A 14,402-nucleotide genomic window follows, 5' to 3' on the forward strand; every position below is an offset into this window, starting at 1 on the left:
AAATGATTGTAAATAAACAATTTACCTATAATGGGTTTGGTTTGTTGAGCTAAAAAGGATGGGTTTTTATAGAGTTTTAGCGGGGTGTAAGCGTAAGCGAATAATTGTTTTTGTTTTTAATTTGGCAATGAAAGGTGTGATCTTTATAGGTAAAAAAAATTTTAAAATAATGAATATTTTTCACGCTTAATAGCGTAAACGCTAATTGCAAAGAGTAAATAGGCAACGTATGTTGTGGGCTTAAAAATCTAAAATTAAGAGGGATTTTATGACGTTTTCCGATCAGCTGCTTAATCGAGCAACCGCAGGGTTGGTGGCTGTTATTATTGGTTTTTCAAGTTCTATTGCGCTTATTTATCAAGTTGTTATAACCCTTGGCGGCACGCCCGATTTAGTCGCAAGCTGGCTTTTAATGCTAGGGCTGGTAATGGGCATAACCACTATTGGGTTGTCGTATTATTATAAAGTGCCCGTTTTAATTGCATGGTCTACCACTGGGGCGGCTTTACTTATTTCCAGCGCACAGGGCTACCATTTAGGCGAAGCCATTGGTGCATTTATGTTTGCCGCTACATTGGTTTTTGTGTCGGGGGTTACCGGTTGGTTTGAAAAAATAATGAACCGTATACCGAGCGAACTTGCCTGTGCCATGCTGGCAGGCGTATTGGTCAACTTTGGTATAGATGTATTTAATTTTATGAATGAGCTACCACTGGTTATAGGTCTAATGGTGCTTATGTATTTTTTAGGAAAACGATTTTTTGCGCGTTTTGCCATGCTTAGCGTTTTAGTTGCAGGCGTGCTACTGGCGTGGCAAATGGGGCATATTGATACTGGCGCTATTCATTGGAAAATAAGTGAGTTTGCATACATAGCGCCGGTGTTTAACTTGCAAGCGTGTATAAGTATTGGCTTACCGCTTTATATAGTAACCATGACCTCACAAAACTTACCGGGTATTGCTGTATTAAAGGCTCATAATTATAAAGCGCCTATCTCGGCTACGCTTAACGTAACTGGTTTTATTAATATTTTAACTGCGCCGTTTGGTACGTACTCTATTAATTTAGCCGCTATTACCGCTGCTATTTGTATGAGCGACGAGGCCGATAAAAGCCCCGATAAACGCTATTGGGCAAGTATTGCAGCAGGCGTATTTTATATTGTTATGGCACTTTGCGCGGCAACGCTTGTTGGTTTAGTGGCAAGTTTGCCGCAGGCATTAATTTTAGCCTTAGCGGGTATTGCGCTGTTTGGCACCATTGCTAATAGCTTGCAGCAAGCTTTAAGCTCAGCCCAATACACAGAGGCTGCAATAGTTACGTTTTTGGTAACCGCATCTGATTTAACCATGCTCTCGGTAGGCTCTGCGTTTTGGGGAATAATTGCCGGCGTTTGTACGTTGATGATTACCCGTAAAAGTTAAAGAAAAGCGTTAACGAATAGGTTTAACAGGTAAAAGCGTTGCTTTTAAAACGCCAGCAAGCTGCGCGACTACAAGGTAATTTACCTCGGTGTTAACTTTGCCGGTAGTAGGCGCGAAGCTTGCTCGCGCGCGATGCAAGTTACTTCTCTAAAAGCGAAGCGTCTCTTAACCTCTTTGTGGTTTATTGATCTTTAATACAGAAATGCACAAAGAGAAGGGAAAGAGGAGTAAATGAGAAGTGAAAGTTGTAGATACCATCTCTCATTTTAAGCTTCAAGGTCGTACTTAACTTTCTTGGAGCTTAAACTCTTCTTGGTTTTTTATTACACCAAAACATATATGAATGAGCTTTCTCATATTCGCACATACAGCTTGCATCGGTGTTTTACCGTTATTTATTAATGTTAACTTGTGTCGTTTTATTCTTTTATTCCATTGCCCAGCGACAATGGCTGCCATGTAGAGTTTACAGCGAATTCTGGCTGGCCCAAGTTTACTGATTGTTGTTCGCCCTTTTAATTTACCCGATTCATTGTGCCGTGGGATTAATCCACAATAAGCTGCTGCTTCTTTGGCTTTATTAAACTTTTTAGCCGCAAACAAATATGTCAGCTCTCTCGATAATACATGCCCAATGCCAGGTATAGACTCTAGTAGTTTCCTGTTTCTTTTTAAACCAGGCTCATTATCTATGTGATCATCAATGTCAGATTTAAGCTGTTTAATTTCGTCATCTAAAAATGCGATAGTCACTTTTATCGATTGGCGAACACGTGCTGAAACGTTGCTGAATTCACTTGCTTCTAATCGGTTAGCTTCTCGTTGCCGGTTACTCTCAAGCGCATCTAAACGACGGATAAGGGCTTTAAGCTCTCTAACTTCTAACGCTTCAGGTTGCCAATAATCAACGACTGCGTGCTTTGCACAGCCGTAGTGGGCAAGCATCGTTGCATCAGATTTGTCTGTTTTATGAATTATGTTTAACGCGTCAGCATACTTTTTCGCTTTGCCTGTATTCGCTAAAATAATATTAAAGCCTTGCTCATGTAAAAAATACATCAGTGCTTCATGATAAACACCCGTTGGTTCGAGGGTGATAACGAGCTCACTAGCAACGCTTTTAGTTGTATTTAAAAGCCACTTTTCTATTTTCTCAAAGTCTTGATGCTTGTTTTTAAAGACTTTTGTTTTAATCTTGTTTGTAAGCTGGTCTCTCAACCACGATAAATCAATTTTCTCTTTACTAATATCAATGCCGATAAACATCATCTCTACTTACTCCCCTTGTACATACAGCATCTACTTAAATAAAAGTGTGCTTGGATACCATTCAGTTTGTGAGAATAGAAAGTCAGGGCTTTATCTACGGAGCAGTATTAAATACTAGGCGCAAAGGCAAGCTCACTGACTTCGATGTGATAAATGATAGCTAATCATTTATCAACGAGAGATACAAGGCGCGAAGCTTGCTCGCGCAAAATAGTAGCTATGACATTTAATAAATGCTTACCTTACAACTAAAAAAGCGGTGTTAGAATTTAACACCGCTTTTTTACGTTAAGGCAATAAAGATGCGTTTAAAGCATTGGTTTTAGAACATCATATAAAGCGTTAATGTGGTCGTCTCTGTCGTTTAAGGCTGCAATATAACGGTACTTTTCGCCGCCTGCGTTTTCAAATATTTCGCGGTTTTCTTCTTCAAGCTCTTCGAGTGTTTCTAAGCAGTCGGCGCTAAAAGCAGGGCTTAAAATTGCTACGTCGGTAATGTTTTCATCAGGTAACAATGCAAGCGTGGCGTCGGTGTATGGCTTTAACCATTCGGCTTTACCAAAGCGGCTTTGAAAAGTGCTAATTACTTTATCTTTATCAAGGCCTAGTTTTTCTACCACTAAACGCGTGGTTTGCAAACATAGGCAGTGGTATGGGTCGCCTCTATCTAAAAATAGCTTTGGCATACCGTGGTATGAAAAAACTAATTTTTGTGGCATGCCGTTTTTTTCTAAATCTTCACTAATGCTGCTAGCTAATGAATCAATGTAAGCGGTGTTTTTGTGATAACCATTTACAAAGTGTAGCTCTGGCACCCAGCGCCATTTTTGCAATACTCTTGATACGGCATCAAATGTTGAGCCGGTGGTAGGGCTTGAATATTGCGGGTAAAGCGGTAGTACAATTATGCGCGTTAGGCCTTTATCGCGCAGCTCTTCAAGGCCCGCCTCTATTGAAGGGTTGCCGTAACGCATGGCCATAACAACTTCGGTATTGGTATAACCTTGCTCTTGGAGTAGCGCGTTTAGTTTGTCGCGTTGCAGGCGGGTAATATGTGTTAGCGGCGAACCGTTTTCGGTCCAAATGCTTTCGTATAGTTTTGCTGAGCGCTTAGGGCGAATACGCAAAATTATACCGTGCAGTATTATCATCCACACTAAACGTGGAATTTCTACAATGCGCGGATCGGATAAAAATTCACGTAAGTAGGTACGCAGTGCCGCTGGTGTGGGCGCGTCTGGACTGCCTAAGTTGGTAAGTAAAATGCCCGTTTTTTGATTAAAACGTCCGTCGTGGGGATTGTCAGTGACTGCAGAAAATCGCGACACGCTATGCTCCTTAAAGCAATGTGATACCAATTCGCAATAATACTTGCTCATTCTGTGGGACTAAACGTGTCGCTACCAGCGTTAAAAAACTCTCATTTAGAACAACTAAATAGCGAATTTTTTTGCCTAGCTATCTACACGTTTTTCCACCCTCAAAATAAATCACTTAATTAAGCGGATTGGTATTAAACAGTTTAAAATTTATACCCAGATTAACAGGTACCTGTTTGAATTAGTTTAGCTTATTTACGGTAATTGTAACGAAAAAAGCCACAGTTTAGATCACTCATTTAGCGCTTTTTACCATTATTCTAAATGGGGTCGGTTTTTTGGCTTCTAGTTGCTGTAGTTTTTCGATGGATTTTTTACCAAACACATGGCCTTTAGGTAACAACATAATACCGCTGTGGCTGTGTAACGTATGGCCTAAAACCATATTAGCTTTTAGCTCTTGAGCGCTGCATATAATAATAGAGCCCGCATTATTAAGTTGCTCATTTAATTTGCTATGGCTTGCCTCGAGTGCGCGCACAATTTTAGGGTGGTAAAAAGTACCACTGTACATTTTAACGCTTTCGAGTGCATCGCTGTGGCGCTCTTTGTCTGTGGGGCTTTGGCTTTGTTCAAATGCGTTCCAATAATCGCGAGCAACGCTAAGCACCATAGCGCCAATAGGAATGTCGTTTGCTGCTAATCCTTTTGGTAAACCGTTGCCGTTAAAGCGCTCATATTGATGATAAATTGCATCAGATACATCATGTAAATGTATAGCAGGCATAAGCATTAATTGTGCTGTGCTTGGGTGTGTATAAAAGGCTTTGCGCTGTTGCTCGCTTAGCCGACTCACTGGCTTTTTATAGAGCTCTGGGTCCATAGCAAGCAAACCTATTTGCGCTAAGTAACCCGCCATGGGGGCTAAATCTATACTTTTTTGCGAGAGGTTTAAGTACAGTGCTATTTGGGTGCAGGTGTCGGCAATTTTTTGCGCTTTGTTGCCATCTAAGTATGGGTTGGCGTTTATAAAATTATAAAGTAGCTCTACGGTGGCTTTGTGTTCGTGTTTTTCGCGCTCGTTGGCATCTTCTAGTTGTTTAAGTACCTGCTTAATTTGCTTTGTACGCTTTTCTACTCGTTGCTCTAACGAGTTATTTAATTCGAGAAGTTCTTTGTTTTGCTGTTTTACTTGCTGCTCGAGTTGTTTGTTTTGTTTTTTTAACTGAAATTTTTCGATGCTGTCGTTAATGCTGCGCAAAAGCATATCGTTTTGCCATGGCTTTTGTATGTAGCCGTTAATTTTTGCCAGATTAACCGCTGCTAGGGTGGTTTCTATTTCGACGTAACCGGTTAATAAAATACGTTGTGTTTCGGGAGCTTTGTTACGGGCTTGCTCTAAAAATTGCGCGCCATTCATGGTGGGCATTTTCATGTCGCTAATAATTAAGCTAAATTCGTGGCTGTTTAAAAGCTCAAGCGCTTGCACTGGGCTTTTGCAGGTCATAAAACTAAAGTTATTATTTTTTAATAAGGAGGTTAGTGAGCGCAGAACAATTTCGTCGTCATCAACACAAAGTACATCTACGGCAGTGATTGAATGTGCAGCGTCTGCTGGTTTGGTCATAGTGCTACCTTTTAAAATAATAAGCATAGCCTAAAAATTGCCCCTAGTTTGCATAATTACGTATGGCAAACTAAACGTTATACATGGATGCGTATTTATGGAGCGAATAGGATGAGCACTTTAACCGACGACTACAAACAAGCCTTTTTAGATGAGCAGCAAAAGCGTATAGCCGCAGAGCATGCTTGCCGATAAAAGCCAATTGTTAGTTGTGTTAAATGGCGAACTAACCAAAAACGTTGCTGAGCTGTCTTTGTATCAGCAAATGTTTGTTCAGGCCGACAAAATGGCAAGTGTGGGTGTTTTGTCTTGCAGTATTGCGCATGAAATAAATAACCCGCTTTCGTATGTAATTAGCAATATAGAAAGCTTGCAATATGTTAGCCCTCTTTTATCAAAATCTCTTCACTATAACGAGCAGTTTTTAAACGGCCAATTAAATGCAGGGCAGTTTAAAAACGTGTTGGTTGATCTAAAAAAACAATACGAACTGGCATGGAATGGACACGAAATTTACTCGCAGTTGAGCGAAAGCCTAGATGGTTTAAAGCGCATAAAGCAAACCGTGCATAATTTATTAAACCTTAGCCAATTTACTAGTACCCATAACAAGCAATATTTAGATGCAAGCGAGGTTGCAGGCTCTGCTTTAGGCGTGTTGCAAGGGCAACTAAAATACTGCGAAATAAAAACTAATTTTGAGCAAGTGCCGCTAATTTGGGGGGAGCTGTCGTCTATTCATCAAATTTTTGTTGAGCTGTTATTAAATGCTCAACAAGCGTGCGAACATGAATTAGAAAAAGGCACCATTATTGAACTAAGCGTAACGCAGCAAAATGAGGGTGTATGTATAAAAGTGAAAGATAACGGTTGTGGAATGGATGAAAATACCCAAGCGCACTTATTTAAGCCTTTTTTTACTACACATAAAACAACCCACTCATTAGGAATAGGAATGACCGTTGTTAACTTTATTTTGCAAGATCACGGCGGAAAAATAGAAGTTAGCAGTACTTTAGGAACAGGTACTACCATTTGTTGTTGGTTACCCGTAAAAGTACAAGAAAGCGTGATAAACCTATTGTAAATAAAGTGTTAATTTAGTTTGAGGTTGAAATTAAAATCCTTGATTGTATGTGTTTTGAACAAGTTTAAGTGTTATTTTTTAGTATTTACATTTTTTTTGCATAGTTAGACCTATCATTTAGTTTTTTTCATTTCTTTTTATTTGCATATGTTGCTAGGATGTTCCCCAGTGCGATGCGTTACATCGCAATAACAAATATTAAAGAACACACTAAACAGGGTCGTCACCATGTCAACATACCGTTTAAATACATTAGCTGCCGCTGTTGCGTTTGCCGTAAGCGCACCAAGCATTGTAAGCGCTCAAGAAGCACCTGTTGAGGCTGCACAAAATATCGAACAAATTTCTGTATTAGGATCGCGCGTTTCTAACCGCACCTCTACTGAGTCTTCGTCACCTATTGATTTAATAGACGCTGATGATTTAAACAAAGGCGGCTTTACAGAACTAGGGCAGAGTCTGCAAGCTACTGCCCCGTCGTTTAACTTTTCTCGTACGCAAGTATCTGATGGCTCTGATTTATTTAGACCAGCAACGCTGCGCGGCTTACAGCCAGATCAAACGTTAGTGTTGGTTAATGGTAAGCGCCGCCATAATCAATCTATTTTTGGCCTTAACGGCACTGTAGGTGCAGGCGCTGCCGGCACCGACATGAACGCCATTCCGCTAACTGCGCTTAAAGGTGTAGAAGTACTACGCGATGGCGCAGCAGCTAAGTATGGCTCTGACGCGATAGCTGGCGTAATTAACTTATCGCTTAATAATTCAACTGGCGTAACAACGGGTTACGTACAGTACGGCGGCACAAGTGAAGGCGACGGCGATACGCTTTCTGCAGGTTTAAACCGTGGTTTTGACTTAGGTAACGAAGGCGGCTTTATTAATTTATCGCTTGAGTATCGTGATGCCGATGGCACTAACCGTGCAGAGCGCGATACCGGTGGGTCGTTAAATGTTGAGCCAGGCACGCTGAGTGAAGATGTACGTTGGAGCCAAGGTAACTCAGAAAGTGAATTTACCTCGTTGTTTTACAACATGGCTTTGCCAATGGGCGACAGCGAATTGTACTCATTTGGTGGCTACTCTGAGCGCACCGCGCTGGGTAATGGTTTTTACCGTAACTTTAACGAAGCGTCTAAAAATGTAACGCAAGTATACAGCGATGGTTTTTTACCCCGCATTTATAACGAAGCTGAAGATATTTCAGTAGCGGTTGGTTTTAGAGGCGATATAAACCCAGATTGGGGATACGATGTATCGGCAGTGTATGGTGAAAACCAATACGACTTTACCTCACGTAATACTATAAATGCCTCTTATGCGGCGGAGTACGTATTTAACAACCCAGATGCAAGCGATGCCGATATAGCAGCAAATGCAGGCCCAAGCGGCGGTTACTCTGGTGGTTTTAGATTTGATCAAACAACAGTTAATGCTGATTTTAACGGCATCGTTGATATTGGCCGTAATGAGCCTTTATATGTAACTATTGGTGCTGAATACCGTAAAGAAAACTACGAAATAGTCCCTGGCGATGAAGCCTCTTACGCATGTGGCTTGGCAAATACCGATGCTTCGTATCCTTCAGTAAACGATCCTGATCAATTTGCTGAGTGTGGTTTTCAGGCTTATAACGGTTTGCGCCCAGAGGCAACAAACAAGAGCGATCGCCACAGCTACGCGTTTTATGTAGATGTAGAAACCATGGTCACTGATGCATGGAACGTAAGTGGTGCGCTGCGCTACGAAGACTTTTCAGATGCGGGCGATGACTTAATTGGTAAATTAGCGACACGTTATGAATTTAACGATGACTTTGCAGTACGTGGTGCGGTTTCTACTGGTTTTAGAGCGCCATCGCTTCAGCAAAGTGGTTATACCGCATTTACAACTAACCTAGGCTCAGATGGCACACTTACGCAGTCGTTCACTGCAAATACGGGGACTGCTTTTCCAAGTGCGTTAGGTGTAGATAGCCTAGAGCTTGAAACCTCAACTAACTACAGTGCTGGTTTTGTTTACGATGTAACAAGTGAGCTTTCGTTAACGGTTGATTTTTACCGCGTAGAAATTAAAGACCGTATTACGCTTGGTAGTTTACTTTCTGCAGAGGATGTTGCCTTTAGCGATGAAGCCGTAGCCGCGCTTCAAGCAACCGGCGCAGTGCAAGCTAATTACTTTTCAAACTCTGTAGATTCAACTACACAAGGTGTTGATATTATTGCCTCTTACCGTACTGATGTAGAGGGCGGTAATTTTGGAGTAACCTTTGCGGGTAACTTAAACGACACTAAAATTGATAACGTGAATGCAGAAGAAGGTATTCCTGAGTCGGTGGCGTTTGATGATTTACAACGTAGCTTTTTTACCGACGGCCAGCCAGGTGAGCGCGCAACTTTAACGTTTGACTATGAGCGAGATGCGTATGAAACAACGCTTCGCTTTAATTACTTTGGCGAAACAGACGTTAAATACTTTGGTAATGACCATATTTCACTACCGGGTGAGCTTTCGCCTACGGGGTCGTTTAAACCAACAAGTACAGTTGAATCAGCAGTACTAGTGGATTTAAACGTTAGCTACCAAATTAACGAAATATTTAACGTATCGGTAGGGGCTGATAATATTTTTGATGGAACCCCAGATGAGCTAGGTGATGACGAAGTGCTTAACTTTATTACCAACGGCGCGTTTAAATACCCTGTACGTGCATTGCCTTACGGCTTTGACGGGCGTACTTATTATGCAAAAGTAAGCTTTGAGTTTTAATTATTTGAGCTAAAACTTGTTACTAAGCGCAGTTATTTACTGCGCTTTTTTGTTTGCCCAGCGAAGCTGGCAAACCCGATAGGCTGAAAGATGCCTTATCACCCCGACTAAGGGGAAGATAATCTGAATGGCAAGGGCGTCACTGGCCAACGGTGGGGTCTGAAGGAAGCCATAAGAAGTTAGAGGTACACAACTAACCGTAACCTGTTTCGGCAGTATTGGTGGGTCAGCGTGCAAAATAGCGCAACGCCCTATACTTAGTCAGACCAATGCTGTGCTTGAGGGTGGAATTTCTAACAGGGAGCCAGTGCAGTAACTGGGGAAGCCTGGCATCTAAACTTAGTGTAAATAAGTGGCCTAAACTCAAGGGGAAACCCAAGGTTTAACGTCGGTGTGAGGTGGCAGATGAACCCGTAGTAGTGAATAAGGCTAGGCCGATGAAAGCCAGTAATGGTGTGGAGGACAAAACCAAGCCGACTATCAGCAGAATGTTTGATAGGGTCAATTTCAACCAAAAGTTTTAATTGATTGCGAAGGGGGAAGTATTCTTTAAGTGTATGAAAATCAGGAATATCGGCGTATAGGCTCACATGTATTTCGACGGAAATAGGCAAAAGATGACGGCTAAGCAGGAATGTGGACGCTGAGAATTGAAGGCCGAGCACGGGAGTAATGACTGACCACTTAGGCAGATTGCCATTCGGCTAGCACACCTAATGTCATCATGAAGAACCCGACTATACATCAATGTGAAACGACAGACATACCGCAAGCAAAGGCAATTGATGACAGTTTACTACAGCTTGTATGGGCAATTATTAGATATTAATAACCTGTACAAGGGATTCAAAAAAGTGAAAGCAGCGAAAGGAGCAGCCGGAATAGATGGGCAGTCCATAGCCACGTTCGCCTTGAATTTAGAAGAAAACTTGAAACAACTGCAACGTGAACTGCACACCAAGCAGTATCGGGCGCAGCCAGTCAAACGGATAGAAATACCGAAAGGCGATGGCGGCGTGAGATTGCTGGGTATACCAACAGTTCGCGACCGCATAGTACAACAGACACTATTGAACATTCTCCAGCCGATCTTCGACATCGACTTTCATCCATCAAGTTATGGGTACAGGCCGACACGAAGCTGCCATGATGCCATCAGTAAAGCGACGGTATTTATTCGTAAATATCACCGTGAGTGGGTGGTTGATATGGATCTGTCGAAGTGCTTTGACCTACTTGATCACGATTTGATTATTAGCAGCGTCAAACGCAAAGTGACAGACGGTAGCCTTTTAAAGCTGCTCGATCAGTTCTTAAAAAGTGGGGTAATGATAGGTAATCACTGGGAAGCGAGTGAGCAAGGAAGTCCACAAGGTGGGGTTATCAGTCCATTGTTGGCGAATATCTACCTAGATGCGTTTGATCAAGAAATGAAAAAGCGACATCACAGAATAGTGAGGTACGCCGACGACATTTTGATCTTATGCTGCACAGAAACAGCAGCCAAGAATGCACTCACTGTAGCAACCCATCTACTTGAAAAAGACTTGAAGTTAACAGTCAACCAAAAGAAAACCCATATAGCGCATAGCAGTGAAGGGGTAAAGTTTTTGGGAGTGGAGATAGGCAGTAATTGGACACGGATCCAAGCCTCAAAACTCAAAGGCTTCAAACAAAAAGTTAAACGATTAACAAAACGAAATAGCGGCATGAACTTAGTTGAAGTAATAAAAAGACTAAACCCAGTGGTGCGTGGTTTTGTAAATTATTTCAGTATAGCCAATTGTAAACGGGTGCTAGAGGTGTTGGCGAGGTGGGTGAGACGACGATTAAGGGCAATTCAGTTAAGGTTGTGGAAAAATCCAGCGAGGTTGCATAAACGACTAAAACAGTTAGGGAAAAAGCCGCCATTTAAGTTCATCAAAATGAACTCATGGCGAAACTCTCTAAGTCCATTATCGAGTGTAGCGATGCCAAACCAATGGTTTGAAGAGCAAGGTTTATATTCAATGGAAAAAGTAAGTACAGGGTGGCTTGCTCAATCGGCGTTTAGAAAATAAGCCGAAGGAATAAAAGAATACAGGAGCCGTATACGAGGCCCGTACGTACGGTTCTGTGAGAGGGATGAGGCAAAAGCCTCACCCTACTCGATTATGTTTATTTATTATGAAAAAGAGCGTTAAAACACTTGCAAGGTTGAAAATTAGGCATACAATCGCCACTTCTTAAAGTTCTTATTGTTATAAATAGTTAGGAAATAAAATGGCTAAAAAATCGAAAACCAAAGCCGTAAATAATAGAGCGGTAGACACCGGCCGAGGTGTTATTAATCATAATGCGCTGGCGGCGCTAGTAACCTCTAAAGTGTTTAAACCTCAAGTGGTTAAAGCTAAAAAAGGGAAAGGCTCGTTTAAGCGCAATAACAAACACGTAGGACGAGAGTCTTATTTAATCGCGGCTTAAATAGCACCGATCAAATAAGACTTTTAACTACCTACTTTTTGCCAAGCATACGCGTAAGTGTATTGTCTTTATCAATAATATGGTGCTTTAAAGCGCCCACAATATGTAAACCTAACGCGATAAGAAGCGCATTTGCTGTAATACCGTGAACGGTTTTTCCTATCTCAGCTAAGCCTTGGTTAAAAGCGAGGCTTTTTTGTGGGTTTTCTGGATTGGGGTTGTGCGGTATAAGCTCTAGCCCGAACACCTCTACGCCGTGCCCACCAAAGCCCGACATAATCAGTCTCGAAATAGGCATAAGTAACATGCTTATTATAAGAACGTAATGCACAATTTTAGCTAACACTTGCTCATAATTTGGGTGTTTAACATCGTGCTTTGGCCAGCCATTTACAATGCGCCATGTTACTCTTAATAACGCAAAAGCAAGCAGCATTATGCCAAATGATTTGTGCTAACTCATTAGAAAAAACGCTTTAAAGTTTTCCATATATAGGCCTGAGCCTAATAACCCAATAATTAAAATAGCTACAATCCAATGCAGGCTTATGGTGGTTTTGCTTAACGTACTTGTTGTATCTTTTGTAAGTTTCATTGTGGTTATTCCTAACTTAAAAAGTGGCGCTTAGTTGCGTGTACAATTGAATAATCTACATTATTGCAGCTAGCTTAAACTATAGAGGGTTAAAGTAGGGTTAACGAAACTTATTTTTTAAATTTAAAAGGATAAACCCGCAACGTGAAGTGAAAGTTTTAGGCGCGAAGCTTGCTCGCGCAAGATGTAAGTTACTTCTCTAAAAGCGAAGCGCCTCTTAACCTCTTTGTGATTAATTGAGCTTTAATACAAAAATGCACAAAGAGAAGGGGTAGAGAAGTAAATGAGCAGCCAAAGTAAATTGGTATAAGTTATCTGTATATCACCACCGAGTAAACTGAGGCGCTTCGCGCAACACAGAGAAAACACGAGTAACGTTTAGTCACTTCTCTAGGTATTCTCCTTCGTTTCTCGGTGGTATAACAATCACTTTATACCTCGGTTAAAGCGTTGCTTTTAAACGCCAGCAAGGTGCGCTTCTACAAGGTAATTTACCTCGGTGTTAATTTTGTCGGTACGCGCGAAGCTTGCCTGCGCGAGATGATAGTTGCTTCTCTAAAAGCGACGCGCTTCTAAGCCTCTTTGTGGATGCATTGGTTTTATTTACGAACTATCGCTCGTCACGCCAGCAAGCTGCGCGTCTTGTATCTCTCGTTGATAAATGATTAGCTATCATTTATCACATCGAAGTCAGTGAGCTTGCCTGTGCGTCTAGTATTTAATACTGCTCCGTAGATAAAGCCCTGACTTTCTATTCTCACAAACTGAATGGTATCCAAGCACACTTTTATTTAAGTAGATGCTGTATGTACAAGGGGAGTAAGTAGAGATGATGTTTATCGGCATTGATATTAGTAAAGAGAAGATTGATTTATCGTGGTTGAGAGACCAGCTTACAAACAAGATTAAAACAAAAGTCTTCAAAAACAAGCATCAAGACTTTTTAGAAATAGAAAAATGGCTTTTAAATACAACTAAAAGCACTGCTAGTGAACTCGTTATCACACTTGAACCAACGGGTGTTTATCATGAAGCACTGATGTATTTTTTACACGAGCAAGGCTTTAATATTATTTTAGCGAATCCTGGTAAAGCTAAAAAGTATGCTGACGCGTTAAACATAATTCATAAAACGGATAAATCTGATGCAACGATGCTTGCCCATTACGGCTGTGCAAAGCACGCAGTCGTTGATTATTGGCAACCTGAAGCGTTAGAAGTTAGAGAGCTTAAAGCCCTTATTCGTCGTTTAGATGCGCTTGAGAGTAACCGACAACGAGAAGCTAACCGATTAGATGCAAGTGAATTCAGCAACGTTTCAACACGTGTTTGCCAATCGATAAAAGTGACTATCGCGTTTTTAGATGACGAAATTAAACAGCTTAAATCTGACATTGATAACCACATAGATAGTGAGCCTGACTTAAAAAGAAACAGGAAACTACTAGAGTCTATACCTGGCATTGGGCCCGTACTATCGAGAGAGCTGACGTATTTGTTTGCGGCTAAAAAATTTAATAAAGCCAAAGAAGCAGCAGCTTATTGTGGGTTAATTCCACGGCATAATGAATCGGGTAAATTAAAAGGGCGAACATCAATCAGTAAACTTGGGCCAGCCAGAATTCGCTGCAAACTCTATATGGCAGCTATTGTCGCTGGGCAGTGGAATAAAACAATAAAACGACACAAGTTAACATTAATAAATAACGGTAAAACACCGATGCAAACTGTGTGTGCGAATATGAGAAAGCTCATCCATATATGTTTTGGTGTAATAAAAAACCAAGAAGCGTTTAAGCTCCAAGTAAGTTAAGTACGACCTTGAAGCTTAAAATGAGAGATGGTAT

At 41.2% G+C, this 14,402-nt stretch carries 11 protein-coding genes and 1 pseudogene; 7 read left to right on the forward strand and 5 right to left on the reverse strand.

From position 1 onward, the window contains the following. Positions 1–268: 268 nt before the first annotated feature. Entirely contained in the window at positions 269–1,426 is a 1,158-nt protein-coding gene (locus VOI46_RS19465; RefSeq protein ID WP_282338326.1) for a benzoate/H(+) symporter BenE family transporter, read from the forward strand. 285 nt (positions 1,427–1,711) lie between these two features. On the opposite strand, the gene VOI46_RS19470 is transcribed toward VOI46_RS19465, so the two are convergent. The 3 genes from VOI46_RS19470 to VOI46_RS19480 all read right to left on the reverse strand — a co-directional run bounded on the left by VOI46_RS19470 (position 1,712) and on the right by VOI46_RS19480 (position 5,641). Next, positions 1,712–2,695, reverse strand: coding sequence for an IS110 family transposase (locus VOI46_RS19470; protein WP_096739135.1), 984 nt, complete (start codon positions 2,693–2,695; stop codon positions 1,712–1,714). Positions 2,696–3,003: 308 nt separating this feature from the next. Continuing rightward, complete coding sequence (hemH, locus tag VOI46_RS19475) at positions 3,004–4,023, reverse strand: ferrochelatase (protein WP_282338696.1); 1,020 nt, start codon at positions 4,021–4,023, stop codon at positions 3,004–3,006. A 286-nt stretch (positions 4,024–4,309) separates the two neighbouring features. Then, entirely contained in the window at positions 4,310–5,641 is a 1,332-nt protein-coding gene (locus tag VOI46_RS19480) for an HD domain-containing phosphohydrolase (RefSeq protein WP_039972575.1), read from the reverse strand. 48 nt (positions 5,642–5,689) lie between these two features. Between VOI46_RS19480 and VOI46_RS19485 the strand changes: the two genes are divergently transcribed. The 5 genes from VOI46_RS19485 (at position 5,690) to arfA (ending at position 11,960) form a co-directional block, all read left to right on the forward strand. Next, positions 5,690–5,836, forward strand: a complete 147-nt coding sequence (locus tag VOI46_RS19485; RefSeq protein WP_282338695.1) for a hypothetical protein — start codon at positions 5,690–5,692, stop codon at positions 5,834–5,836. After that, a complete protein-coding gene (locus VOI46_RS19490; protein WP_324738288.1) occupies positions 5,823–6,728 on the forward strand; it encodes an ATP-binding protein in 906 nt (301 codons plus the stop codon). Before VOI46_RS19485 ends, VOI46_RS19490 begins: the two co-directional genes overlap by 14 nt. 228 nt (positions 6,729–6,956) lie before the next feature. Further along, positions 6,957–9,497 carry a TonB-dependent receptor gene (locus VOI46_RS19495; protein WP_004589667.1) on the forward strand — a complete coding sequence of 847 codons (2,541 nt, stop codon included), beginning with the start codon at positions 6,957–6,959 and terminating at the stop codon, positions 9,495–9,497. Positions 9,498–10,282: 785 nt separating this feature from the next. Then, positions 10,283–11,557, forward strand: coding sequence for a group II intron reverse transcriptase/maturase (gene ltrA / locus VOI46_RS19500; RefSeq protein ID WP_324737986.1), 1,275 nt, complete (start codon positions 10,283–10,285; stop codon positions 11,555–11,557). Between the two features lie 202 nt (positions 11,558–11,759). Continuing rightward, the gene (gene arfA / locus VOI46_RS19505; RefSeq protein ID WP_004589668.1) at positions 11,760–11,960 is read left to right on the forward strand and encodes an alternative ribosome rescue factor ArfA; all 201 of its coding nucleotides are present in this window, start codon (positions 11,760–11,762) and stop codon (positions 11,958–11,960) included. A 31-nt stretch (positions 11,961–11,991) separates the two neighbouring features. On the opposite strand, the pseudogene VOI46_RS19510 reads toward arfA, so the two are convergent. Further along, positions 11,992–12,402: pseudogene (locus VOI46_RS19510) on the reverse strand (cytochrome b); the annotation flags it as partial. A 12-nt stretch (positions 12,403–12,414) separates the two neighbouring features. Continuing rightward, positions 12,415–12,555, reverse strand: a complete 141-nt coding sequence (locus VOI46_RS19515) for a hypothetical protein (RefSeq protein ID WP_004589670.1) — start codon at positions 12,553–12,555, stop codon at positions 12,415–12,417. Between the two features lie 829 nt (positions 12,556–13,384). Here VOI46_RS19515 and VOI46_RS19520 point away from each other — a divergent pair. Continuing rightward, positions 13,385–14,368 (forward strand): IS110 family transposase, encoded by a 984-nt coding sequence (locus VOI46_RS19520; RefSeq protein ID WP_324738289.1) that lies wholly within the window; start codon positions 13,385–13,387, stop codon positions 14,366–14,368. The last annotated feature ends 34 nt before the right edge of the window (positions 14,369–14,402 follow it).

Origin of the sequence: Pseudoalteromonas sp. CuT4-3, from assembly GCF_035666335.1 — a bacterium.
Lineage (GTDB): Bacteria > Pseudomonadota > Gammaproteobacteria > Enterobacterales > Alteromonadaceae > Pseudoalteromonas > Pseudoalteromonas atlantica.